Source organism: Paraburkholderia monticola (genome assembly GCF_001580545.1).
Taxonomy (GTDB): Bacteria; Pseudomonadota; Gammaproteobacteria; order Burkholderiales; family Burkholderiaceae; genus Paraburkholderia; species Paraburkholderia monticola.
This window is the reverse complement of the sequence record NZ_LRBG01000039.1, coordinates 495,815-516,046: the sequence shown is the minus strand read 5'-3', so window position 1 is coordinate 516,046 and position 20,232 is coordinate 495,815. Positions and strand designations below refer to the sequence as shown.

29 protein-coding genes are annotated in these 20,232 nt (G+C 63.8%); 17 read left to right on the top strand and 12 right to left on the bottom strand.

Annotated features, from left to right (window positions below; all coding sequences use genetic code 11):
- The 3 genes from CI15_RS33435 to CI15_RS37200 form a co-directional block, all read right to left on the bottom strand.
- Positions 1-453 (bottom strand): nuclease domain-containing protein, encoded by a 453-nt coding sequence (locus tag CI15_RS33435; protein ID WP_062137543.1) that lies wholly within the window; start codon positions 451-453, stop codon positions 1-3.
- Between the two features lie 124 nt (positions 454-577).
- Positions 578-991 (bottom strand): recombination protein NinB, encoded by a 414-nt coding sequence (locus CI15_RS33430; protein WP_062137539.1) that lies wholly within the window; start codon positions 989-991, stop codon positions 578-580.
- Between the two features lie 133 nt (positions 992-1,124).
- The gene (locus CI15_RS37200) at positions 1,125-1,316 is read right to left on the bottom strand and encodes a hypothetical protein (RefSeq protein WP_162532575.1); all 192 of its coding nucleotides are present in this window, start codon (positions 1,314-1,316) and stop codon (positions 1,125-1,127) included.
- On the opposite strand from CI15_RS37200, the gene CI15_RS33425 reads away from it, so the two are divergent.
- From CI15_RS33425 to CI15_RS33400, 6 genes are read left to right on the top strand one after another with little or no spacing between them, the layout of a single operon-like run.
- The gene (locus CI15_RS33425) at positions 1,306-1,965 is read left to right on the top strand and encodes an RNA-directed DNA polymerase (protein WP_420915896.1); all 660 of its coding nucleotides are present in this window, start codon (positions 1,306-1,308) and stop codon (positions 1,963-1,965) included. The two genes, CI15_RS37200 and CI15_RS33425, sit on opposite strands and share 11 nt — an antisense overlap.
- A gap of 7 nt (positions 1,966-1,972) precedes the next feature.
- On the top strand, positions 1,973-2,728 hold the full coding sequence (locus tag CI15_RS33420; protein ID WP_062137536.1) for a deazapurine DNA modification protein DpdA family protein: 756 nt from the start codon (positions 1,973-1,975) through the stop codon (positions 2,726-2,728).
- Positions 2,725-2,958, top strand: coding sequence for a helix-turn-helix transcriptional regulator (locus CI15_RS33415; RefSeq protein WP_161950082.1), 234 nt, complete (start codon positions 2,725-2,727; stop codon positions 2,956-2,958). Before CI15_RS33420 ends, CI15_RS33415 begins: the two co-directional genes overlap by 4 nt.
- Before the next feature lies 1 nt (position 2,959).
- Positions 2,960-3,691, top strand: a complete 732-nt coding sequence (locus tag CI15_RS33410) for a hypothetical protein (RefSeq protein ID WP_062137531.1) — start codon at positions 2,960-2,962, stop codon at positions 3,689-3,691.
- Positions 3,692-3,733: 42 nt separating this feature from the next.
- Positions 3,734-3,970, top strand: coding sequence for a hypothetical protein (locus CI15_RS33405; protein ID WP_153041248.1), 237 nt, complete (start codon positions 3,734-3,736; stop codon positions 3,968-3,970).
- Positions 3,963-4,271, top strand: coding sequence for a hypothetical protein (locus CI15_RS33400; protein ID WP_062137525.1), 309 nt, complete (start codon positions 3,963-3,965; stop codon positions 4,269-4,271). Before CI15_RS33405 ends, CI15_RS33400 begins: the two co-directional genes overlap by 8 nt.
- Here CI15_RS33400 and CI15_RS37105 read toward each other — a convergent pair.
- A complete protein-coding gene (locus CI15_RS37105; RefSeq protein ID WP_161950081.1) occupies positions 4,261-4,617 on the bottom strand; it encodes a hypothetical protein in 357 nt (118 codons plus the stop codon). The genes CI15_RS33400 and CI15_RS37105 overlap by 11 nt on opposite strands.
- 28 nt (positions 4,618-4,645) lie before the next feature.
- Here CI15_RS37105 and CI15_RS33390 point away from each other — a divergent pair, with 28 nt between their 5' ends.
- The 7 genes from CI15_RS33390 (at position 4,646) to CI15_RS33370 (ending at position 7,563) form a co-directional block, all read left to right on the top strand.
- Positions 4,646-4,849: a hypothetical protein gene (locus tag CI15_RS33390; protein ID WP_062137520.1), complete on the top strand. Its 204-nt coding sequence runs from the start codon at positions 4,646-4,648 to the stop codon at positions 4,847-4,849.
- The gene (locus CI15_RS33385) at positions 4,849-5,049 is read left to right on the top strand and encodes a hypothetical protein (protein ID WP_062137518.1); all 201 of its coding nucleotides are present in this window, start codon (positions 4,849-4,851) and stop codon (positions 5,047-5,049) included. Before CI15_RS33390 ends, CI15_RS33385 begins: the two co-directional genes overlap by 1 nt.
- A 123-nt stretch (positions 5,050-5,172) precedes the next feature.
- Entirely contained in the window at positions 5,173-5,373 is a 201-nt protein-coding gene (locus tag CI15_RS37100) for a hypothetical protein (RefSeq protein ID WP_161950080.1), read from the top strand.
- The gene (locus tag CI15_RS33380) at positions 5,370-5,690 is read left to right on the top strand and encodes a DUF7693 family protein (RefSeq protein WP_062137515.1); all 321 of its coding nucleotides are present in this window, start codon (positions 5,370-5,372) and stop codon (positions 5,688-5,690) included. The genes CI15_RS37100 and CI15_RS33380 overlap by 4 nt, the downstream gene beginning before the upstream one ends.
- Positions 5,687-6,175, top strand: coding sequence for an HD domain-containing protein (locus CI15_RS33375; protein WP_062137511.1), 489 nt, complete (start codon positions 5,687-5,689; stop codon positions 6,173-6,175). The genes CI15_RS33380 and CI15_RS33375 overlap by 4 nt, the downstream gene beginning before the upstream one ends.
- A gap of 40 nt (positions 6,176-6,215) precedes the next feature.
- On the top strand, positions 6,216-6,446 hold the full coding sequence (locus CI15_RS38350; protein WP_420915895.1) for an excisionase: 231 nt from the start codon (positions 6,216-6,218) through the stop codon (positions 6,444-6,446).
- Complete coding sequence (locus CI15_RS33370; protein WP_062137508.1) at positions 6,436-7,563, top strand: tyrosine-type recombinase/integrase; 1,128 nt, start codon at positions 6,436-6,438, stop codon at positions 7,561-7,563. Before CI15_RS38350 ends, CI15_RS33370 begins: the two co-directional genes overlap by 11 nt.
- A 46-nt stretch (positions 7,564-7,609) precedes the next feature.
- On the opposite strand, the gene CI15_RS33365 is transcribed toward CI15_RS33370, so the two are convergent.
- The gene (locus tag CI15_RS33365; protein ID WP_062137505.1) at positions 7,610-7,909 is read right to left on the bottom strand and encodes a 2Fe-2S iron-sulfur cluster-binding protein; all 300 of its coding nucleotides are present in this window, start codon (positions 7,907-7,909) and stop codon (positions 7,610-7,612) included.
- 305 nt (positions 7,910-8,214) lie between these two features.
- Between CI15_RS33365 and CI15_RS33360 the strand changes: the two genes are divergently transcribed.
- A complete protein-coding gene (locus CI15_RS33360) occupies positions 8,215-8,505 on the top strand; it encodes a DUF1488 family protein (RefSeq protein ID WP_062138395.1) in 291 nt (96 codons plus the stop codon).
- Between the two features lie 102 nt (positions 8,506-8,607).
- On the opposite strand, the gene CI15_RS33355 is transcribed toward CI15_RS33360, so the two are convergent.
- The 7 genes from CI15_RS33355 to CI15_RS33325 all read right to left on the bottom strand — a co-directional run bounded on the left by CI15_RS33355 (position 8,608) and on the right by CI15_RS33325 (position 15,381).
- Positions 8,608-9,141 (bottom strand): cytochrome b, encoded by a 534-nt coding sequence (locus tag CI15_RS33355; RefSeq protein WP_062137502.1) that lies wholly within the window; start codon positions 9,139-9,141, stop codon positions 8,608-8,610.
- A gap of 133 nt (positions 9,142-9,274) precedes the next feature.
- Positions 9,275-10,576 carry an NCS2 family permease gene (locus CI15_RS33350; protein WP_062137500.1) on the bottom strand — a complete coding sequence of 434 codons (1,302 nt, stop codon included), beginning with the start codon at positions 10,574-10,576 and terminating at the stop codon, positions 9,275-9,277.
- Positions 10,577-10,742: 166 nt separating this feature from the next.
- Positions 10,743-11,237: a YaiI/YqxD family protein gene (locus CI15_RS33345; RefSeq protein ID WP_062137496.1), complete on the bottom strand. Its 495-nt coding sequence runs from the start codon at positions 11,235-11,237 to the stop codon at positions 10,743-10,745.
- Between the two features lie 136 nt (positions 11,238-11,373).
- Complete coding sequence (locus tag CI15_RS33340) at positions 11,374-11,637, bottom strand: DUF4148 domain-containing protein (RefSeq protein WP_062137493.1); 264 nt, start codon at positions 11,635-11,637, stop codon at positions 11,374-11,376.
- A 220-nt stretch (positions 11,638-11,857) separates the two neighbouring features.
- Entirely contained in the window at positions 11,858-12,631 is a 774-nt protein-coding gene (locus tag CI15_RS33335; RefSeq protein ID WP_062137490.1) for a slipin family protein, read from the bottom strand.
- The gene (locus CI15_RS33330; protein ID WP_062137487.1) at positions 12,628-14,250 is read right to left on the bottom strand and encodes an NfeD family protein; all 1,623 of its coding nucleotides are present in this window, start codon (positions 14,248-14,250) and stop codon (positions 12,628-12,630) included. Before CI15_RS33330 ends, CI15_RS33335 begins: the two co-directional genes overlap by 4 nt.
- A gap of 84 nt (positions 14,251-14,334) precedes the next feature.
- Positions 14,335-15,381, bottom strand: a complete 1,047-nt coding sequence (locus CI15_RS33325) for an AraC family transcriptional regulator (protein WP_062137484.1) — start codon at positions 15,379-15,381, stop codon at positions 14,335-14,337.
- Positions 15,382-15,603: 222 nt separating this feature from the next.
- Here CI15_RS33325 and CI15_RS33320 point away from each other — a divergent pair, with 222 nt between their 5' ends.
- The 3 genes from CI15_RS33320 to CI15_RS33310 all read left to right on the top strand — a co-directional run bounded on the left by CI15_RS33320 (position 15,604) and on the right by CI15_RS33310 (position 20,223).
- The gene (locus tag CI15_RS33320; RefSeq protein WP_062137481.1) at positions 15,604-16,737 is read left to right on the top strand and encodes an acyl-CoA dehydrogenase family protein; all 1,134 of its coding nucleotides are present in this window, start codon (positions 15,604-15,606) and stop codon (positions 16,735-16,737) included.
- Between the two features lie 110 nt (positions 16,738-16,847).
- Positions 16,848-18,539 carry an AMP-binding protein gene (locus CI15_RS33315; RefSeq protein ID WP_062137477.1) on the top strand — a complete coding sequence of 564 codons (1,692 nt, stop codon included), beginning with the start codon at positions 16,848-16,850 and terminating at the stop codon, positions 18,537-18,539.
- A gap of 136 nt (positions 18,540-18,675) precedes the next feature.
- Positions 18,676-20,223, top strand: a complete 1,548-nt coding sequence (locus tag CI15_RS33310) for a CoA-acylating methylmalonate-semialdehyde dehydrogenase (protein WP_062137474.1) — start codon at positions 18,676-18,678, stop codon at positions 20,221-20,223.
- Positions 20,224-20,232: the final 9 nt, after the last annotated feature.

The following is a 20,232-nucleotide window of genomic DNA, read 5'->3' as shown; positions in this document are numbered from 1 at the left end:
TCAAGCCGCCTCCTTCAATTCCAATCCCATTTTTCTAGCCCGCACCGGCTCCCACTCCGCGTAGGCCCGATCCCATATGTCGAACTTGTATTCGCGCGTCGCGCTACCTTGGTCGATGAATACATGGCATGTCCGGCAGCCGGGCACGGTGAATTCGTGCTTCGCTTTGATACCCATGCCTTTTCCGTGCTTGCTTTGGTTGGAGTGGCATGGAACGACTGTCGCCGGGTCATGCAAGCAAACGCCGAACACGTTGAGGTAACACCGCTCGCCGCGGCACGCTTTGAGATACTTCGCACCCTCGGCAACGGTGACGCGCTTTGGCTTGCTATTGAGCGTCGATCGCTTGGGGTTGGCTCGCATCTCGGCGCGCCAGTCCTTTTGATCGACCGGTGAGCTTTTCCAGGAGCCACGCTTGAGTGGCGTCTTTCGTTGGAGTGGCGAGCGCTTCATGCTTCCCTCCACATGGCATAGAGCCCGGCGGCCGTCAGGTACGCGCCAGAGAAAATGGCAACCATCGGAGAGAGATGCGGCGCTAAATAGATGGCTGCAAGTACTAGATAGAGACGGCTGTCTTTCATTCGAACGTCACCCCCAACGTTTCACCGGCGTAGGCCTGCACCTGATTCAGGTACTCGCTGAACTCGCCCACGCTCATCTGCGTCGTCGACTTCCGGCGCGTGATGATCTCGCCATCGGGCAGCGTCAGTTCGTCCAGCACGCCATACTTGCGGGCGAAGAACTCGTGCCACGTGTCCTTGTCGTACTGCTTGCCGTCGACCCATGCGGACTCGGCTATCTGCTTCAGCACCGCGCCCCAGTAGAAGCGGTTCTGCTGGGCGTTGCGCTGCCGCTCCTCGGCCGTCACGATAAGGCGAAGCGGCTCGCCCTTGTCGGCAAAGACCGGCGCGTTGGCCTTGATGAATGCGACGACGGCATTCCAGACGCCGCCGTTCTTTAGGGTGAACTCTCTGTAGAGGGCGGCCGTCATTTCGGAGCCTTCGCCACGTTTTCACGGCACCGCGGGCACTGCCAGAACACATAGCCTGCGCGGGTCCAAGACGTCACGGTGCTGCCGGGTGACTTGTGACCGAACAGTTCGCAGATGATTCGCTTGATGGTTGTCATTCAATCTCCGCGTTGAGTTCCGCCCGCAATGCATCAAACACCTTCAGATGCAGCGCAGTCACGTCGCCGTCGTTGATCAGTTCTCGCATCGTGTCGTAGTGGGCAGAGAGGGCGCCTTCGCTGCGATGCGTCGGAATGGACGATCCCGTATGTTCCGGGCGAGTGATACGCCACACGATGCCGCCCATCTCCGAGCCGTTCTGGCGCGCGTTGACCGAGCTCGTGCTGATGCACGATCCACGGGACGACTTCGTCTACCGCGGAGATCCGGAGATGATGAACTTCGTGCCGGTGCACAAGCGTCTATTGGGTCAGCCCGCGCACCTCGGCTTGCCGATCGGCAACCTGTCGAGTCAGTTCTTCGCGAACGTCTATCTCGACGTGCTCGACCAGCGCGCGAAGCACGTGCTCGACGCGCGGCATTACATCCGGTATGTCGATGACTTCGTGTTCCTGCACGAGTCACCGCGATACCTCAACGGCGTGCTCGCCGATCTGACCGGTTTCCTGCCGGCGCGGCTCGGTGTCCACATCAATCCGAGCAAGACGATCTTGCAGCCGATCGAGCACGGCGTTGATTTCGTGGGCCAAGTCATTAAGCCGTGGAGGAGAGAAACGCGTAAGCGTACGCGGAATGAGGCGTTGCGGCGCGTGGCAAGCGCGCCGGCAGGAGACGTCTTCGAGATGGCGAACAGTTATTTCGGACTCCTGCGGCAAGCGACAGCGAGTCATCAAGACCGCGCGAAGCTCGCGAACGTCGTCCGCTCGCGCGGGCGCGCTGTCGATGCTGCGTTGACGAAGACGTATCGCGGCAACCCCTTACCCCTTCAATCGTGAGACGAGCATGCGGTTTTTCACCGGCCTTCACCAGCCGTCCGATGCACAGCACTTCGACGCGGCGTTCGTCAGCGTCAAGCGGCTGGCAAAGCGAAAGTCTGGTTTCTCGGTCGGCGACTGGATCATGGACAGCGGCGCTTTCACCACGATCCTGACGCATGGTGGCTATCCGGAAAGAGTCGAGGTCTACGCGGCCGAGATCAAGCGTTGGTCGACTAACGGAAATCTGTTGGCCGCCGTCGCGCAGGACTACATGTGCGAGGCGCACATGCTGAAGATCACTGGCATGACGATCGAGCAACACCAGCAGCTCACGATCGAGCGATATGACGCACTGCTGAAATGCGATGTCGGCGGTGTCTACATCATGCCGGTGTTGCAGGGCTACTCGCCGGCGGACTACGTGCGGCACATCGAGATGTACGGGGATCGCCTGAAGCATGGCGCATGGGTCGGCGTCGGCTCGGTGTGTAAGCGCAACGGCGATCCGCGCGCGATTGAAGCCGTGCTGATGGCGATCAAGGCGGTGCGGCCGGATCTGAAACTTCACGGTTTCGGGCTGAAGTCGACAGCGCTCTCATCGTGGATCGTGCGAGAACTGCTGCACACGGCTGATTCAATGGCGTGGAGCTTTGCAGCGCGCAAGCAGGGGCGCAATGCGAACGACTGGCGGGAAGCGAAAGCATGGACGGAGCGGATCAACGGACGACCAGAACCGGCGCAGCAATGGTTATTTTCAGCGGAGGAACTATGCACGGCATGAGTGAAACGATCGGCGCGCGCCTGAGAAGGTTGCGAACCGATGCGAACATCTCAGCGGCACAGGTGGCGAAGCGAATTCATATGAGCCCGACATATCTCAATCAGGTTGAGCGGGACGAACACCTGCCGGGCCTGACTATGGCGGCCGAACTGGCCAAACTTTACCGGGTCAGCTTGGACTACATTGCCGGCCTGACCGACCAAACGAACAATCCTTATGTGAGGCGTTGAAATGACGGATGAACTAATTGAAGGCTTCGCTAAATCGATGAAGTACCAGACGACGCTAGAAGAGCGAGTCATCCTTGTGAAGCGCATTGTCGATACTGCCCTGCTATCTGCAAGCAAGCCTGCCGCTCTACAGGGTCAGCTTAAGCGCGGCGACATGCGAGTCATCGACGGCCTCACATGGCATTGCACTGACCCGGATATTGACCGGTGGGTATCAAATGGGCAGCCGACCCCTGCCGCGCCAGCGCAATCGGCGAATGCGATCTATCAGACCGGTTGGCCGTCCCCAGAGAACGTATGGGGGGATGTCGATAAGCAGACCTACGACACCTACGAACAGTTCGGCTATACGCGGCGCCGCATCGTCCACGCCGCCCCGCAACCACACCCCGCGCAATCTTGCGATTGCGGTCCAAACTGTTTGGACAAGGGAGCCACTGAGGGATGCCGCTATGCCACGCCAGTGCAAACTGGCCACTGCATAGGATGTGGGGGGCTAGTCCCGCTTCAGGATATGTCGTACGGGCATTGCAAAGAGTGCCAAGCGGCGCAGACGGCTAAAGCTGGCGAGGCAGACAACACCGACTATGAAGCGCTCGAACGCGAACGTCTAGGCGACCCCGAAAAGCGAACCGGCATCTATGCGCCGAAATCCGCCGTGGTGCTGGACGATGAGCGGGCGGCGTTTCCTCGCTATACCGAATGGATGCACCTGCGTGAGCATGGCCAATGATCAAACGGAGTGCCTGATTGGGCGCGCGACCACTTCGGGCAGATGAACGACTTCACCGCAGCGTACGCCGTGATTGAAGAACTCGCCCGCGCCGCATCCCCGCAAGCGGTGCCAGCACAGACGCGGGCGCTGACGGATGTGCGGCTCGACGAAATATTGCGGCTCGCGGCCAACTATGGCTGCGCTTTGCTCGCAGGGAGGCCAGATGAGGCGGATGGTGTTTTTGCACAACTCAACGCCCTTCTCGCCGCCCAAGTAAGCGGAGGCGACCATGAGTGATGCCGAAATCGATACGATCCTTGAAAAGTGCGCGAAGGATGTCGGAGACGGACCTATTACGGCCTATGTATTCGCCCGCGCCATCGAGCAAGCATCCCGCCGCGCTGCGCTGGAGGAAGCGGCCATTGCCGCGCTCGCGAAACTCAAAGACCTGACACGAGAGATGGAAGGCGACAGTTGGTACGGCAGTCATCCCGGCATCCCGGAAGACGATTACGAAGACGTGGCTGACGCTATCCGCGCCCTATCCGCGCCTGCCAAGGATGGTGGCTCAGCATCGGACGGCAAGATCACCGATTGATCGTCTCGACCCCGACTAGCGGCCTGCCCACTTCAATGAAGTGCCGATATGTCGAGTTCAGCCGGTCGAGTAGTGCGCTGACTTTGGCCAAGTCCTGATGGCCGCCAAAGAGGATCAATCGCATCTCTCTCTCGAAGTGCTCACGAGCGTCCATCCACTCGCGATACGCGGTCCGCAAGACTTCATGAGTCGCTTTCATTTGGCGCTCCACTGGTTGGTGTGGCGGCACACTACTACGGATCGAAGCGATTTGCGCATCTTGAATGAAAAAAAGCCCCGCCAGAAGGCGAGGCTTAAAACCGCGGGGGAGCGCGGCCTGAGAGGTTACATCGTAGGACGTGAACATTCCGCCATCTATCGGACAACTCTGAAACATGAACCACACCCCCAACCGCCGCACCTTCCTCGAATCCGCCTTCGCCTACACCCGCGCACGCCAGCCCACGCCTCAACTCACCGCCAACCTGTGCGCCGACTTTGCCCAGATGATGGCCGATGACTTCGACGGCCCGGTACAACTGATGCTGCCGATTGGGCTTCGCGTAGTGCGGGAGCCGGTTCGGGCGAGGAGGGCGTGATGATCACCGGCGAAAACCTGTTTCTTGCATATCCGGTCGTCGGGCTGATCTTCGCGATCGTCCTGGCCGTCACGGGAAAACTCGGCGAAGGTACGCCGCTATCAGGGAAGGGAGGCTCGTTCGTCATGGTTGTATGGCTGTGGCCTGTCTTTCTGATTGTGTTGGTTTTCGAATGGATTTCATCCCGGAGAAAACGATGACCGACGAATGCCAATGCCGGGCTTGTCTGCGCGGTCAAACCGTGGAATCAGGCTTTGGCCCGATCCCGATTGAAATGACGCGGATGATCCTCTGCGCCAAATGTGGCAACAAAAGGTGTCCTCATGCAAATGATCACAGAAACGAATGCCGCGGCAGCAACGAGCCCGGTCATCCAGGGAGCGCGTATGCCTGAGGCGCCAGAACTGAAAGCCGAACTCCGGTGGTGCATCGAGAATGGCAACTACGGCCCGCGTACCGGCGCAGCGCTTCGATGGGCGCTGGAGGCGATTGAAGAGCTGGAGAAGGAAGGGGAGGGAGCGTGAGCGCGATACAGGCAAGCGAGATTGTCGAGGTGTTCCGCCAGGCGTTGCGCGGCGAAATCGCCGTTAAGGTCGAGGGCGATGAGTCGTGGGACAAGATCTACTGCGGCGACGTAGAGTTCATGTTTGGAGAATGGCGCATCGTCGTGTTCAACGATTGCAGCGAGTTCGATTATGTGAGCAGCGCGCTCGCGCCGGATGGCCGGGAAGGAGAGTTTGACGATTGGTGGCCAGGAAGTCCGGTCGACATGCTGACGATGGAGGAGTTGGCAGCGATGGAAAATCTTGTCGAATCATTGGAGCCGGAGGTGAGAGCATGAGCATCGCATTCAGGGCAATGCAATTCGCGCGAGAGGTCCATAAGCACCAGACGCGTAAGTACACGGGCAATCCGTATGTCGATCATCTCGCCGAGGTGGCGGGGATCGTCGCTACCGTAGCTCTTGACACCGATTCGTCGGTCGCTGTGGCGTGGCTGCACGACTGTATTGAGGACCAGGGCGTCTCGACCGAGGCGTTGCGCGGCGAGTTCGGCGACATCATAACGTCGGCCGTGCTGAAGCTGTCGGACCTAGAAACAGGCAACCGCGCCGAGCGCAAAGCCGCATCGCGGGATCGGCTCGCCGCAGCACCGGGCTGGGTCCAGACCATCAAATGCGCCGACCTGATCAGCAACACGTCGAGCATCGTCAAGCACGACCCAAAGTTCGCCGTCACGTATCTGGAAGAAAAGCGGCTGCTGCTGGACGTGCTGACGAAGGCCGATCCGCGGCTCGTCGAGATTGCGAGGGCGCAGGCAGCATGATCGAGGCAGCGCGCCGCGTTTTGCGGATCACCGCGAGGGAATGGGGTTTGGGAGGGAGAGAATGCCAGCACAACTGATACCGGTAAGGGCTTGGGCTGAAGCGATATTCGGAGAGCGTGTACCGCACGCCAATACGCTACTAAACTGGGTCAAGAATGGAAAAATCCGGCCTCGGCCGAAGAAGGTAGGTCGGCAATATTTTTGCCGACCCGATGCCGAGTATGTTGATCCTGTTGCTGATCGAATCGAGAGGATGATCGGTGGCCGCTAGACGAAGAAACGCAGATAGGCGGAACTGGCCGCCTAATCTCTATCAGAATTCGAAGGGGTATTACTGGTTCCGCAATCCGTCAGACGGGAAAACTGTCGGGCTCGGCTATGACCTTCGAATAGCTATCCAGCAGGCAAGAACTGCCAATGCGGAACTGCTCCGGCGCAAAGGGGCGGTGTCACTCATCCAGAGACTGGATGGCAATGTGATGACTCTGGCGGCATGGTGCGATGAATACGAAGCCAAGCTTGCAGGCCGGAAGGATGCCAAGGCCGGCACTCTCGATGCCGCGAAGCACGAACTCAACGCACTGCGCAACGCTGATTTTGCGGTGCAATCTATCGACAAGGTCACGACGCGAAACATGTCGGATCTGATCGAGGATGCGACGAAACGCGGTCCCACTATGGCCGCCAGAGTGTTGCGAAGGGCGATCTATGTCTTCCGGGCAGCTGAGGCGAAGGGACTGATCAAGGTAGGCTCCAATCCCGCGACTCCCGTCGAGAAGCCCAAGGTCATCGTGACGCGCACGCGGCTGACGGTTGACGACTTCAATGCCGTGCTGGCCAAGGTGCGCGAAGACGGGCAGCACTGGATGGAAAATGCGATGCTTCTGGCACTGATCACCGGTCAGCGCCGGGAAGATGTCGCGCGCATGCAGTTCAGCCAGGTCAAAGACGGTTTTCTTTGGGTCGAGCAGAGCAAGGGCAGGAAGGGTCATCAGACTAAAGTTCGCATTCCGATGACCTTGCGCCTTAGCGCGATCGGCATGACCGTCGAGGACGTGGTCAAGCAATGCCGGGATGCCGTCGTCTCGAAGCATATGATCCACCACCGGAAGGGGCGGGGGAACGCCAAGGCGGGCTCACATGTGAAGCTCGGCACGATCAGCAATACGTTTGCCACGTATCGGGATGAGGCCAAGCTCTCTATTGAAACCGACCGTACGCCGCCGACCTACCATGAGATCCGGTCGCTAGCCGCGCGTCTTTATGCAGATGAATACGGGGAACAAGTGGCGCAGACGATTCTGGGGCACAAATCCTCCAAGATGACCGAGCTATATCGGGACTCACGCGGCCGGGAATGGACCGAGGTAAAGATCGGACAAGGCTGAAAAATTTTGGATTAGTTTTGGATCGATTTTTGATCGCGCCAGACCGTCAGATTTGCCGAGCGTCTGGGGCCACGATCACCAGATCAGTCTCAGCGACCGCAACGCAAGGCAGGATAAGGCTTTCAGCCTTTTCTTCTTTCGACAAACCCGGCCATTCGACGGTGTATTTGACCGACCCAGATAGAAGGCGGCACAAGCAGGTTCGGCACGTGCCGTTGCGACACGAGCGCGGCAAACGCAGATTCGCGAAAGCGGCGGCCTCGAGAATCGTCAGCGAATCGGGCGCTTCGAAGCTCTGGCCGAGCGGTTCGACGCGAACCACAGGCGGGTGATTGGGGGCGGACATCGTGCGGATCAGTGGCTAGGTGCGCGACACTTTACACGGGATCGGACGCCGCTTTATGTGGCATCGCAACATACGCGCATCGGTCGCACGATCAAGAAAAAAGCGCGTAAATCTTGCACCTGGCAAGAACTCGTCTAAAGTGAATCAATTCACCTCCGCGTGGCGCGAATCGACTATGCCGTGCCGAGGTGACGGCCCGCGTCGACTGCATGGGACAAGGAGGAACGAGCGGCGAACGCGACAGCAAGCAACCCGCGCGCGCATTACCCGAGTGCATCGTGCGCGCATTCTTCCAGGTGATTCCCATGCAGATCCAATTTCCGAACGAAGCCCCTGAATATTCAGGTCGCGAACTTACTCTGGCGTTTCCGGCAATGGTCGATGGGCAGAGGGTGGAGTGCATGATCACCGCGGAAGCGCTGGAAGATCACTTCGGCGCCGCATCGCCCCGGCTGGAGGACATGGTCGTCGCGTTCGACGCGCACCGGCCGCGCATCGAGGCCGCCACGCGCCGGCTGCTGTCGGAAACGCGTGCGCAGTGTCTCGTGCTCAGAAGCGGTTACGTGCGGTTTTACGAGGCCAACTGGCGTAACTGACTGACCGGGCGTTGCCGGCCAACGGTCGGCATTGAAGCTTCGGCAAGCGCTACAGCTGCCGAAGCGCGAAATTCGGACTCATCTCCGACGCGCTCACTCGCGTCAAACTATCCGCCGCAGCGTGCGATCCTTGAACACGACGTGATGCGCGATCGCCGCGAGCGCATGCAGTCCGATCACCCAATAGAACACGTTGCCGAGCCACTCGTGGGCATCCTTCAGGAGCGGCCGCGCGATCGAATCCGCCCGCACGAGCGTGAAGCTGATGTCCGTCCAGGCGAGCGACACCGGCCGGCCGCCCGCGTTGACCATCAGCATGCCGAGGAGAGGCTGCGCGAAGATGAACACGTAGAGCGAGAGGTGCGCGGCGCGCGCGATAAAAGCGAGCAGCCGGTTGGTTTCGAGCTGCTCCGGCGTGCCGGCCCATAGTCTCCAGAGCAGCCGCAACACCGCCAGTCCGAGCACCAGCGTACCCGCCCAGAAATGCACGCCAGTCCAGAATGTGCGGCTGTCGGAGCCACGCGGGCCGCGGATTTCGATGGCCAGATAGGCGAGCGCGACCAGCAGAAAAATCGCCCAGTGGAAAAAGATCGCGGGCTTCGTGTAGCGGTCCGTCGTGCGGCTGTATGAGGACATGGCGGCTCCAGGTGCGACCCGTGTCGTTGCGACCGGGTCGGTCGTCGTTCGAAACATCAGATGATAAACGCTCACCGGGTGCAACGACAGATTCGCCCGTCCCGCGGCGCGTCAGCGCGCCGCGACCCCAGCCTCACTCGCTGCCGAGATAGAAATACCGGAACAGGAAAATCGCCGCGATGACCCACACGACCAGCTTCACCTGGCGCGCCTGGCCCGTCAGCAGCTTGAGCCCCGCGTACGAGATGAAGCCGAACGCGACACCGTTCGCGATCGAATAGGTGAACGGCATCAGCAGCGCGGTCAGCGCGGCCGGCACGACTTCGGTCGCGTCGTCCCACGGCAGGTCGACCAGTTCGCGCAGCATCAGGCACGACACGTACAGCAGCGCGGGCGCGGTCGCGTACGGCGGCACCACTTCGGCGAGCGGGGCGAAAAACAGCGCCGCGATGAACAGCACGGCAACCGTGATCGCGGTCGCGCCGGTACGGCCGCCGGCCTGCACGCCCGACGCGCTCTCGATGTAGGCCGTCGTCGACGACGTACCGAGCATCGAGCCGGCGAGGATCGCGGTGCTGTCGGCGAGCAGCGCGCGGTTCAGCCGATGCATCTTGCCTTCGACGAGCAAGCCCGCCCGGTTCGCGACGCCCATCAGCGTGCCGGTCGCATCGAACAGCTCGACGAGGAAGAACACCAGCACCACATTCAGCACGCCGCTCGACAGCGCGCTGCGGATATCGAGCTGGAACAGCGTCGGCGCGATCGACGGCGGCATGGACAGGATGCCGTGAAACTGGTTGCCGCCGAAGAAAAAGCTCAGGATCGTCACACCGACGATGCCGATCAGGATCGCGCCGCGCACGCGCAGATGATCGAGCGTGACGATGGCGAAGAAGCCGACCGCGGCGAGCACCACGTGCGCGTCATGGAGGTTGCCGAGCGTGACGAGCGTGGCCGGATTGCCGACCACGATGCCGGCCGACTTCAGCGAAATGATCGCGAGAAAGAGGCCGATACCGCCGGTGATCGCGATCCGGATCGAATGCGGGATGCCCTTGACGATCACCTCGCGCACGCGGAACAGCGTGACGATCAGGAACAGGCAGCCGGAGATGAACACTGCGCCGAGCGCGGCCTGCCACGTATAGCCCATGCCCTTGACGACCGTGTACGCGAAGTACGCGTTCAGGCCCATGCCGGGCGCGAGCGCGATCGGGTAGTTCGCGTACAGACCCATGATCAGCGACGCGAGCGCGGCCACGAGGCAGGTCGCGACGAACACCGCGCTCTTCGGCATGCCGGCGTCGCCGAGAATCGCCGGGTTCACGAAGATGATGTAGGCCATCGTCAGGAAGGTGGTCACGCCTGCTAGCACCTCGGTGCGCAGGTTGGTGTCGACGTCGTCGAAGCCGAAGAAGCGTTTGATCGAGTCCATTTGGCGGTCTTTTTCTCTCTCGTCGTTCGGAAAGTGATTTTTTTGATTGAGGCAGCCGCGGCACGCCCCGGCAAAGCGGGCGGCGCAAGGGCGCTATCGCGGAATTGTAAACACGAATGGCGCCGCCCCGGCACTTACGGCGGCGCCAGCAGATCGCCGTGGCCCGTCAGGCGGGCGGTTCGCCACCTGAGTGTGGCGCCGGCGCATCACCGCGCGGCGCGTGACGCGCCAGCCAGCGATCGAGTTCGCCGGCAAACGTCTTGCCATCCCGCGCGCTGAAGGCGGCCGGGCCGCCCGTGTCGACGCCGCTCGAGCGCAGCTGGTCGAGCATCGAGCGCATGCGCAGCCGCTCTTCGATCGTGCCGGGCGTGTACCAGTTACCGCGCGGATCGAGCGCGTGGGCATGTTTTGCCAGCACGGCGGCGGCGAGCGGGATGTCGCCGGTGATCACGAGGTCGCCCGCGGCGACGCGCTCGACGATCAACTGATCGGCGGCGTCGAAGCCGGCGGGCACCTGGATCGCGCGGATCAGCGGCGACGGCGGCACGCGCAGGAAAGAATTGGCGACCAGCGTGAGCGGCACCCCGGTCCGGCGCGCCGCGCGATAGAGCATGTCCTTGACGACGGCCGGGCAGGCGTCGGCATCGACCCAGATTGGCATGGTGCGGGTTCCGGCTGAGTGCGGCTGGTTTGCCGCGTGGGGGAGGGACGGGATGATACCTTGCCGCGGCGCAAACCATCCCCCTGCCGCCCGCGCGGGCGGCATTCAGGCTGCGGCGACGCAAGCCGCGAGCGCTTTACTGCACCGTCGACGAACTATTGCCTTGCTCCGCGCGGCGCTGCGCGACGATGCGGCCCGCGCGCTGCGCGTTCTCGGGATAGTTGATCCAGTCGAACGGGTCGTAGCCGGCGGCGAGCCATTCGAGGAGGTCGGCGCGGACCTGGGCGCGCGTTTTCGGCGCCGACGGGTCGGTGGGCTGCGTCACCGGTTGCGCGTAGACGGTGCTGATCGTCACCACCGTCAACAGCGCGCCGAGTCCAATGCGGGAAAACAGATTCATGTCTAGCTCCTGCGGAGCGGAACAACAGCCGGGGTTGTTCGTTTTCCGGTGCGAACCGAACCAGATAACACGATAGAAAGCCACGCACCATTTCTGCCGGCGGATCAAACCCGCCGCGAGCGTCGTTCCATCATGAAGCGGAAACAACGCGAAGGCGGCTGGGTTCACTGCAAATTCGACGCGGGTCCGCGCCGAATGGGTCTCCTGAAAAACAACGTCCTCACGACGCCGAAGGCTTGTTGAACCGTTCCATCACCGCGCTCAGCAGGTCGATCGGCAGCGGAAACACGATCGTCGAGTTCTTGTCGGCGGCGATCGTCGTCAGCGTCTGCAGATAGCGCAGCTGCATCGCCTGCGGCTGGCGCGCGAGCGTCTGCGCGGCCTCCAGCAGATGCTGCGATGCCTGCAGTTCGCCCTCCGCGTGAATCACCTTCGCGCGCCGCTCGCGCTCGGCCTCGGCCTGGCGGGCAATCGCGCGGATCATCGTTTCGTTGATATCGACATGCTTGATCTCGACGATCGACACCTTGATCCCCCACGCGTCGGTCTGCGCGTCGAGCACCTTCTGGATGTCGGCATTGAGCTGCTCGCGCTCCGACAGTAGCTGGTCGAGGTCGTGCTTGCCGAGCACCGCGCGCAGCGTCGTCTGCGACAGCTGGCTGGTGGCCTCGAAGTAGCGCGCGACCTGGATCACCGCCCGCTCCGGATCGACCACGCGGAAATACACGACCGCGTTGACTTTCACCGACACGTTGTCGCGCGTGATCACGTCCTGCGGCGGCACGTCGAACACGACGGTGCGCAGATCCATGCGCACCGCTTGCTGCACGATCGGGACGATCAGCACGAGCCCGGGCCCCTTGACCTTCCAGAAGCGGCCGAGCATGAACACGACGCCGCGTTCGTACTCGCGAAAAATCCGCACCGACGACGCAATCAGCGCGGCTGCGAGCAGGATCAGGATGCTGCTGAAGCCGAATGTGAAGCCGATCATGAACGTTCTCCTTGTAAGCCGTCGACCGGGGTGACCGGCACCACGGTCAGCGTGAGGCCATGGCGTGCCGTGACGCGCACGCTCTGACCCGGCGCGGCCGGCAGCGTGCTCGATACGCGCCAGCGCTCGCCGTGCACGCGCGCCCAGCCGGCCAGCGCGCCGTCCGCCACGTGTTCGGGTTCGGGCAGCAAGCCGCCGTCCAGCACCACCCCGACACAGCCGATCAGCGCCTCCGAGCCCGTCACGACCGGCCGCCGCCGCGCGTGCAGCGCGAGCCGCGACACGCCGAGCACGAACGCGACGCTGAACACGACGACCGCGGCGATCAGCGGCAGTGGGATGCCGTAGCCGGGCACGTCGGTATCCATCAGCATCATCGCGCCGACCACGAAGGCGACCACGCCGCCGAAGCCGAGCGAGCCGAAGGTCGGCAGGAACGCTTCGCCGATCAGAAAGGCGATGCCGAGGAAGATCAGCCCGAGCCCGACGTAGCTGATGGGCAGCATCTGCATCGCGAACAGGCCGAGCAGCAGGCTGATCGCGCCGACCACGCCGGGCAGCACGAAGCCCGGATTCGCGAATTCGAAGAACAGGCCGTACATGCCGAGCATCAGCAGAATCAGCGCGACGCTCGGATCGGTGATCACGGCGAAAAAGCGGCTGCGCCAGTCGGGTTCCAGCGTGATGAGCGGAGCATGCGCGGTATGCAGCGTGACGTTGCCGCTCGTCGTGACGATCGTGCGACCGTCCAGCTGGCGCAGCAGGTCGGGCACGTCGCGCGCGACGATATCGACGACGTGCTGCGCGAGCGCTTCCTCATCGGACAGGCTCACCGCTTCGCGGACCGCGCGCTCGGCCCAGTCGGCGTTGCGGCCGCGCATCTGCGCGAGGCCACGGATGTAGGCGGCGGCATCGTGGACCTGCTTGCGCATTTCGGTCGATTGGCTGTCGAGCGGCAGCGCGCTGGCGGCGTCGGATGACGCGACGGGCGCGGACGCGCCCCCGGGCAGCGTGCGCATGTCCGGTAGTCCGGGCGTGCCCGGTGGCCCTTGCGTGCCCGGCGGGCCGCCTGCGGGCGGCTCGTTGCCGCCGATGCCCATCTGGATCGGCGTCGCCGCGCCGAGGTTCGTACCCGGTGCCATCGCCGCGATATGGCTCGCGTAGATGATGTAGGTGCCGGCGCTCGCGGCGCGCGCGCCGCTCGGCGCGATGAAGGTCGCGACGGGCACCGGCGAGGCGAGGATCGCCTTGATGATCTGCCGCATCGAGGTATCGAGGCCGCCGGGCGTATCGAGTTGCAGCACCGCGAGCTGTGCCTGCTGGGTGGCGGCGCGCTGCAATCCCCGCACGATGAAATCGGCGCTGGCCGGCCCGATCGCGCCGTTCACCGGAATCACGACCACGCTGTTCGCGGTCGCGGCGGTGACGCGTGTCGGTGTCGCTGGATTGGCCGCGTTCGCCGCTTGCAGCGGTGCCAGCGCTTCGCGCGTCGCGAAGCCGAGCGCGCATAGCATGCCGAGCACGGCGATGCCGCGCATCAAACAGCCCGCGATGCCGCCGCGGATAAGCGGCCTGCGCGGACCGGACTGCCGGAGCGGGAGACGCGGAGTCGTGTTCATCGCTGACGGCCGCCGCGCCGGCCGGCGTGAACCGGCGGCGCGGGCCGATACCTCGATCAAGGCTGGCCTGTTGCCGCTTAAAGCTTAGTCCGATTCGGCGCGTCGCGTGAGATCGGCCCCGACGGGCTGCGCGGGCCGATAGTCGGACGGCCGCATGCCGGTCCATTTGCGGAACGCGCGATGAAACGCGCTCGGCTCGGCGAAGCCGACCGCGTTCGCGATATCGGCGATGGTGCGCTCCGTGCGCTGCAGTTCGGCGATCGCGATGTCGCGCCGCAGCGCGTCCTTGATCGACTGATACGTGTGGCCCTCCTGCTTCAGATACCGCCGCATCGTCGCCTCGGCGACGTGCAGGCGCGCGGCCATCTGATCGGCGGCGGGCCAGTTCGACATCGGCAACGCGCGCAGCGCGCGGCGCACGCGCGCGGCGAGCGAACCCGGATTGCGGTACTTGACGATGAAGCTGCCCGGCGCATCGCGCAGAAACGGACGCGCCGAGCGCGAAGTCTGGATCACCGGCAGTTCCAGAAACGCAGGGTCGAGATCGACGTACGACGCGGGCTCGTCGAAATACATGTCTTCGCAGAACATCAGCCGGTACTCGTGCGCGGCCGGCGGCGCGGCGCAGCGAAAACGCGCTTCGAGCAACGGAATGCGCCGGCCGACGAGCCAGCACACGAGCCCGTACACGAGGATGAAATACGTCGCGTAAGCGAACATCGCCGGCTTGCGCGTGCCCGCGCGCTCGACGAACCTGAGGCGCACGCGCTGCGCGTCGGTATCGATCGTCGCGCCGAGGTCGTCGAGCACGAGCCGCATGAAGCCGACCGCGCGTGCGAGCGCCTGCGCGCCGTTGCGCGCGCCGAGCGCCATCTGCGTCATCGCGATGAAGCTGCCGCTTTTCATCGGGTGCGAGTCCTGGCCGAAGAATTCGTCGTCGAGCGCGCGCGCGATGGCGGCCCACAGCGCGCCGTATTGCGCCGACGACACCCGGCTCTTCGGCGACGCGAGCATCGGCGCGGCGATGCCGGCGGCTTCGGCGAGCGGTCGCGCGTCGAGCCCGCGCGCCTGCGCGAGCGCGAGCGTTTCCTCGACGAGACTGACCGAGATCGTGGCTTTGTCGCTTTTCATCGGGTTGCGGCTTCTCTGGCAAAAGCGCTCAGCATGAGCTGGCTGGTGGTTGGTGAAACCCCTGAAATGGCGGGCTGCCGTGTACGTGAATGGTAGCAGTATGGCAAAAGCGCTCAGCAAGAAAGAGCGCAGCGAGCATCGAGCCGCGCGGGCCGCTTGCCTACACTTTGCCCCATCGCCGCGATCGCCAGCACGGCCGCGAGCACCCACGAGGACGCAGTCATGGACAGCTTCTACACCGACGAACAACGGATGATCCGCGACGCCGCGCGCGACTTCGCGACCGAATGCCTCGCGCCGCACGCGGCGCAATGGGACCGCGATGCGCAACTACCGGCCGGCGTGGTCGCGCAGATGGGCGAGCTTGGTTTTCTCGGCATGATGGTGCCGGCCGAGTGGGGCGGCTCCTACACCGACTACGTCGCCTACGCGCTCGCGCTCGAAGAGATCGCGGCCGGCTGCGCCGCCTGCGCGACGCTGATGAGCGTGCACAACTCGGTCGGCTGCGCGCCGATCCTGAACTTCGGCAGCCCCGCGCAGAAGGACCGCTATCTGCGCGAGCTGGCCACCGGCCGCACGATCGGCGCGTTCTGCCTGACCGAGCCGCAGGCGGGCTCCGAGGCCAACAATCTGCGCACCCGCGCGGTGCTGCGCGACGGCCAATGGATTCTGAACGGCAGCAAGCAGTTCGTGACCAACGGCGCGCGCGCCGGTCTGGCGATCGTGTTCGCCGTCACCGATCCCGAGCGCGGCAAGCGCGGCCTGTCCGCGTTCATCGTGCCGAGCTCGACGCCGGGCTTCGACGTTGGCCGGCCGGAGCACAAGCTCGGCATTCGCGCCTCCGACACCTGCCCGATCTCGCTCGATCACTGCGCGGTGCCCGAGACCAATCTGCTCGGCGAGCCGGGCGAGGGCCTGCGCATCGCGTTGTCGAATCTCGAAGGCGGGCGTATCGGCATCGCCGCGCAGGCGGTCGGCATCGCGCGCGCCGCGTTCGATGCCGCGCGCCGCTACGCGAGCGAGCGCGAACAGTTCGGCAAGCCGCTGAAGGATCACCAGACGATCGCCAATATGCTTGCTGACATGGCGACCCGCCTGAACGCCGCGCGTCTGCTCGTGCATCATGCGGCGCGGCTGCGCTCGGCGGGGCGGCCGTGTCTGTCGGAGGCGTCGCAGGCGAAGCTGTTTGCGTCGGAGCTCGCCGAGGAGATCTGCTCGAATGCGATCCAGATTCATGGCGGCTATGGCTATCTGGAGGACTACGCGGTGGAGCGCCACTATCGCGACGCGCGTATCACGCAGATCTACGAAGGGACCAGCGAAGTGCAGCGGATGGTGATCGCCAGGCATGTTTGAGGGCTGTGTTTGAGCGCACAATAGCCTCGCCGCCGACGCTTCGTTGTGCACAGCAGCGGTACCCAGCTATAAAAATCGAGCGCGCCCCTCGCGCCAGACAGGAGACGACGATGACAGCAGCGAAAGCCTTTCTCGAAGCGCGCGATCTGCTAGTGCGCCATCGCACCGACTACGAGCGCGCGTACCGCGAATTCGCGTGGCCGGCGCTCGGCGAGTTCAACTGGGCCCTCGACTACTTCGACACCATCGCGCGAGACAACCACAACCCCGCGCTGTGGATCGTCGACGATCCTTCGAGCGACGGCCTGCGCCTGTCGTACGCGCAGATGTCGGAGCGCTCGTCGCGGATGGCGAACTTTCTGCGCGGCGCGGGCGTCGGTCGCGGCGACCGCGTGCTGCTGATGCTGCCGAACCGCGTCGAACTATGGGACGTGATGCTCGCCGCGATGAAGCTCGGCGCGATCGTGCTGCCCGCCACCACGCAGCTATCCGCCGACGACGTGCGCGACCGCGTGCAGATTGGCGGCGCGAAGTTCGCCGTGGTCGACAGCGCGGAGCTGGGCAAATTCGACGCGCTCGACGTGCCGCTCACCCGCCTGTCGGTCGGCGCGCCGCGCGACGGCTGGATCGATATCGCCGCCGCGTACGAGGCCTCGCCGCAGTTCACGCCGCACGGCATCACGCACGCCAGCGATCCGCTGCTGCTGTACTTCACGTCCGGCACGACCTCGAAACCGAAGCTCGTCGAGCATACGCACCAGAGCTATCCGGTCGGGCATCTTTCGACGATGTACTGGATCGGCCTGCAACCCGGCGACATCCATTGGAACATCAGCTCGCCGGGCTGGGCCAAGCACGCGTGGAGCTGTTTCTTCGCGCCGTGGAACGCGCAGGCGTGCGTGTTCGTGTTCAATTTCGCGCGCTTCGTGCCGAAAGACACGCTCGCCGCGCTGGTGCGCTTCAACGTGACCACGCTGTGCGCGCCACCGACCGTCTGGCGCATGCTCGTGCAGGAGCGGCTCGGCGATTATCCGGTGAAGCTGCGCGAGATCGTCGGCGCGGGCGAGCCGCTGAATCCCGAGATCATCGAGCGCGTGAAGCACGCGTGGGGCATCACGATCCGCGATGGTTACGGCCAGACCGAAACGACCTGCCAGATCGGCAATTCGCCGGGCCAGCCGGTCGTGCCCGGCTCGATGGGGCGCCCGCTGCCGGGCTACCGGATCGAACTGCTCGACGCCGACGACCAGCCGGTCACCGAAGGCGAAATCGCGCTGGCGCTCGCCGAAAGGCCGCTCGGTCTGATGACCGGCTACGCGAACAACGCGAACGCGACCGCGCAGGCGATGCGCAACGGCTTCTATCGCACCTCGGATGTCGCGCTGCGTCGCGACGACGGCTACTACGTGTATGTCGGCCGCTCGGACGATGTGTTCAAGTCGTCCGACTATCGCTTGAGTCCGTTCGAACTCGAAAGCGTGCTGATCGAACACGAGGCGATCGGCGAGGCGGCGGTGGTGCCGAGCGCGGACGCGCTGCGCCTGTCGGTGCCGAAAGCGTTCGTCACGGTGCGTCAAGGCTACGAAGCGAGTCCCGAACTCGCGCGCGCGGTGTTCGCGTTCTCGCGCGAAAAACTCGCGCCGTACAAGCGGATTCGTCGCCTGCAATTCAGCGAGCTGCCGAAGACCATCTCCGGCAAGATCCGCCGCGTCGAGTTGCGGCGCCGTGAAATGGAGCGCGCGGCCGAGCCCGCGCGTCTGCCCGACGAGTACTGGGAAGAAGATTTTCCCGAGTTGCGCTGACTGTCCCTATTCATCGCTATGACCGGTTTGAATCGCACGCGTTGAATTCGAGCTTCGGATTCGACGCGTCGGGACACTGTTTTTTCATCCCTATCGTTGTCCGGCCGCCGCGCGGCCATCGCCCAGGAGTTTCAGCATGAGCACCCTTGCTTCGAACGAGACCAGCCGCGACGTTGCCGGCGCCACTGCCACCGCCGCCGTGAAACTGCTGATCAACGGCGAGTTCGTCGAATCGAAGACGACCGAATGGCGCGACATCGTGAACCCGGCCACGCAGGCGGTACTCGCGCGCGTGCCGTTCGCGACCGTCGCTGAAGTCGACGCGGCGGTGCGCAGCGCGCACGCCGCGTTCAGCACGTGGAAGGACACGCCGATCGGCGCGCGCATGCGCATCATGCTGAAGTATCAGGCGCTGATTCGCGAGCATATGCCGCGTATCGCGAAGACGCTGTCGGCCGAGCAGGGCAAGACCATTCCCGACGCCGAAGGCGACATCTTCCGCGGTCTGGAAGTCGTCGAGCACGCCTGTTCGATCGGCACGTTGCAGCAGGGCGAATTCGCCGAGAACGTCGCCGGTGGTGTGGACACCTATACGCTCCGACAGCCGCTCGGCGTATGCGTCGGCATCACGCCGTTCAATTTCCCCGCGATGATTCCGCTGTGGATGTTCCCGATGGCGCTCGTGTGCGGCAACACGTTCGTGCTGAAGCCGTCCGAGCAGGACCCGCTGTCGACGATGCAACTGGTCGAGCTTGCGCTCGAAGCCGGCGTGCCGAAAGGCGTGCTGAACGTCGTGCACGGCGGTAAGGAGGTGGTCGATGCGCTGTGCACACATGACCTGGTGAAAGCGATTTCGTTCGTCGGCTCGACGGCGGTCGGCACGCACGTGTATCGCCTCGGCAGCGAGCACGGCAAACGCGTGCAATCGATGATGGGCGCGAAGAACCACGCGGTCGTGCTGCCCGATGCGAACCGCGAGCAGACGCTCAACGCGCTCGCGGGTGCCGCGTTCGGCGCGGCCGGGCAGCGCTGCATGGCGACCTCGGTGGCGGTGCTGGTCGGCGGCGCGCAGAAGTGGCTGCCCGAGCTCGTCGCGAAGGCGAAGACGCTGAAGGTCAACGCGGGTCACGAGCCGGGCACCGATGTCGGGCCGGTGGTATCGCGCGCGGCGAAGCAGCGCATTCTCGGCCTGATCGAGGCGGGCGTGAAGGAGGGCGCGACGCTCGCGCTCGATGGCCGCGACGTGAACGTGAAAGGCTACGAGCAGGGTAACTTCATCGGCCCGACGGTATTCAACGACGTGACGACCGACATGGAAATCTACCGCACCGAAATTTTCGGACCGGTGCTGGTGGTGGTGAACGTCGCGACACTCGACGATGCGATCGCGCTCGTCAACGCCAATCCGTTCGGCAATGGCGTGGGTCTCTTCACGCAAAGCGGCGCGGCGGCGCGCAAGTTCCAGAGCGAGATCGATATCGGCCAGGTCGGCATCAACATTCCGATTCCGGTGCCGGTGCCGTTTTTCAGCTTCACCGGTTCGCGCGGCTCGAAGCTCGGCGATCTCGGCCCTTACGGCAAACAGGTCGTGCAGTTCTACACGCAGACGAAGACGGTCACCGCGCGCTGGTTCGACGACGACACCGTCAACGACGGCGTCAACACGACGATCAGCCTGCGTTGAAGGTCAACA

Excerpts from the sequence above, each read along its gene's own strand:
- CI15_RS33435 (WP_062137543.1), bottom strand. The coding sequence starts at position 453 with ATGAAGCGCTCGCCACTCCAACGAAAGACGCCACTCAAGCGTGGCTCC.
- CI15_RS33430 (WP_062137539.1), bottom strand. The coding sequence starts at position 991 with ATGACGGCCGCCCTCTACAGAGAGTTCACCCTAAAGAACGGCGGCGTC.
- CI15_RS33425 (WP_420915896.1), top strand. The coding sequence starts at position 1,306 with ATGCCGCCCATCTCCGAGCCGTTCTGGCGCGCGTTGACCGAGCTCGTG.
- CI15_RS37200 (WP_162532575.1), bottom strand. The coding sequence starts at position 1,316 with ATGGGCGGCATCGTGTGGCGTATCACTCGCCCGGAACATACGGGATCG.
- CI15_RS33420 (WP_062137536.1), top strand. The coding sequence starts at position 1,973 with ATGCGGTTTTTCACCGGCCTTCACCAGCCGTCCGATGCACAGCACTTC.
- CI15_RS33415 (WP_161950082.1), top strand. The coding sequence starts at position 2,725 with ATGAGTGAAACGATCGGCGCGCGCCTGAGAAGGTTGCGAACCGATGCG.
- CI15_RS33410 (WP_062137531.1), top strand. The coding sequence starts at position 2,960 with ATGACGGATGAACTAATTGAAGGCTTCGCTAAATCGATGAAGTACCAG.
- CI15_RS33405 (WP_153041248.1), top strand. The coding sequence starts at position 3,734 with ATGAACGACTTCACCGCAGCGTACGCCGTGATTGAAGAACTCGCCCGC.
- CI15_RS33400 (WP_062137525.1), top strand. The coding sequence starts at position 3,963 with ATGAGTGATGCCGAAATCGATACGATCCTTGAAAAGTGCGCGAAGGAT.
- CI15_RS37105 (WP_161950081.1), bottom strand. The coding sequence starts at position 4,617 with ATGTTCACGTCCTACGATGTAACCTCTCAGGCCGCGCTCCCCCGCGGT.
- CI15_RS33390 (WP_062137520.1), top strand. The coding sequence starts at position 4,646 with ATGAACCACACCCCCAACCGCCGCACCTTCCTCGAATCCGCCTTCGCC.
- CI15_RS33385 (WP_062137518.1), top strand. The coding sequence starts at position 4,849 with ATGATCACCGGCGAAAACCTGTTTCTTGCATATCCGGTCGTCGGGCTG.
- CI15_RS37100 (WP_161950080.1), top strand. The coding sequence starts at position 5,173 with ATGCAAATGATCACAGAAACGAATGCCGCGGCAGCAACGAGCCCGGTC.
- CI15_RS33375 (WP_062137511.1), top strand. The coding sequence starts at position 5,687 with ATGAGCATCGCATTCAGGGCAATGCAATTCGCGCGAGAGGTCCATAAG.
- CI15_RS38350 (WP_420915895.1), top strand. The coding sequence starts at position 6,216 with ATGGGGTTTGGGAGGGAGAGAATGCCAGCACAACTGATACCGGTAAGG.
- CI15_RS33365 (WP_062137505.1), bottom strand. The coding sequence starts at position 7,909 with ATGTCCGCCCCCAATCACCCGCCTGTGGTTCGCGTCGAACCGCTCGGC.
- CI15_RS33360 (WP_062138395.1), top strand. The coding sequence starts at position 8,215 with ATGCAGATCCAATTTCCGAACGAAGCCCCTGAATATTCAGGTCGCGAA.
- CI15_RS33355 (WP_062137502.1), bottom strand. The coding sequence starts at position 9,141 with ATGTCCTCATACAGCCGCACGACGGACCGCTACACGAAGCCCGCGATC.
- CI15_RS33350 (WP_062137500.1), bottom strand. The coding sequence starts at position 10,576 with ATGGACTCGATCAAACGCTTCTTCGGCTTCGACGACGTCGACACCAAC.
- CI15_RS33345 (WP_062137496.1), bottom strand. The coding sequence starts at position 11,237 with ATGCCAATCTGGGTCGATGCCGACGCCTGCCCGGCCGTCGTCAAGGAC.
- CI15_RS33340 (WP_062137493.1), bottom strand. The coding sequence starts at position 11,637 with ATGAATCTGTTTTCCCGCATTGGACTCGGCGCGCTGTTGACGGTGGTG.
- CI15_RS33335 (WP_062137490.1), bottom strand. The coding sequence starts at position 12,631 with ATGATCGGCTTCACATTCGGCTTCAGCAGCATCCTGATCCTGCTCGCA.
- CI15_RS33330 (WP_062137487.1), bottom strand. The coding sequence starts at position 14,250 with ATGAACACGACTCCGCGTCTCCCGCTCCGGCAGTCCGGTCCGCGCAGG.
- CI15_RS33325 (WP_062137484.1), bottom strand. The coding sequence starts at position 15,381 with ATGAAAAGCGACAAAGCCACGATCTCGGTCAGTCTCGTCGAGGAAACG.
- CI15_RS33320 (WP_062137481.1), top strand. The coding sequence starts at position 15,604 with ATGGACAGCTTCTACACCGACGAACAACGGATGATCCGCGACGCCGCG.
- CI15_RS33315 (WP_062137477.1), top strand. The coding sequence starts at position 16,848 with ATGACAGCAGCGAAAGCCTTTCTCGAAGCGCGCGATCTGCTAGTGCGC.
- CI15_RS33310 (WP_062137474.1), top strand. The coding sequence starts at position 18,676 with ATGAGCACCCTTGCTTCGAACGAGACCAGCCGCGACGTTGCCGGCGCC.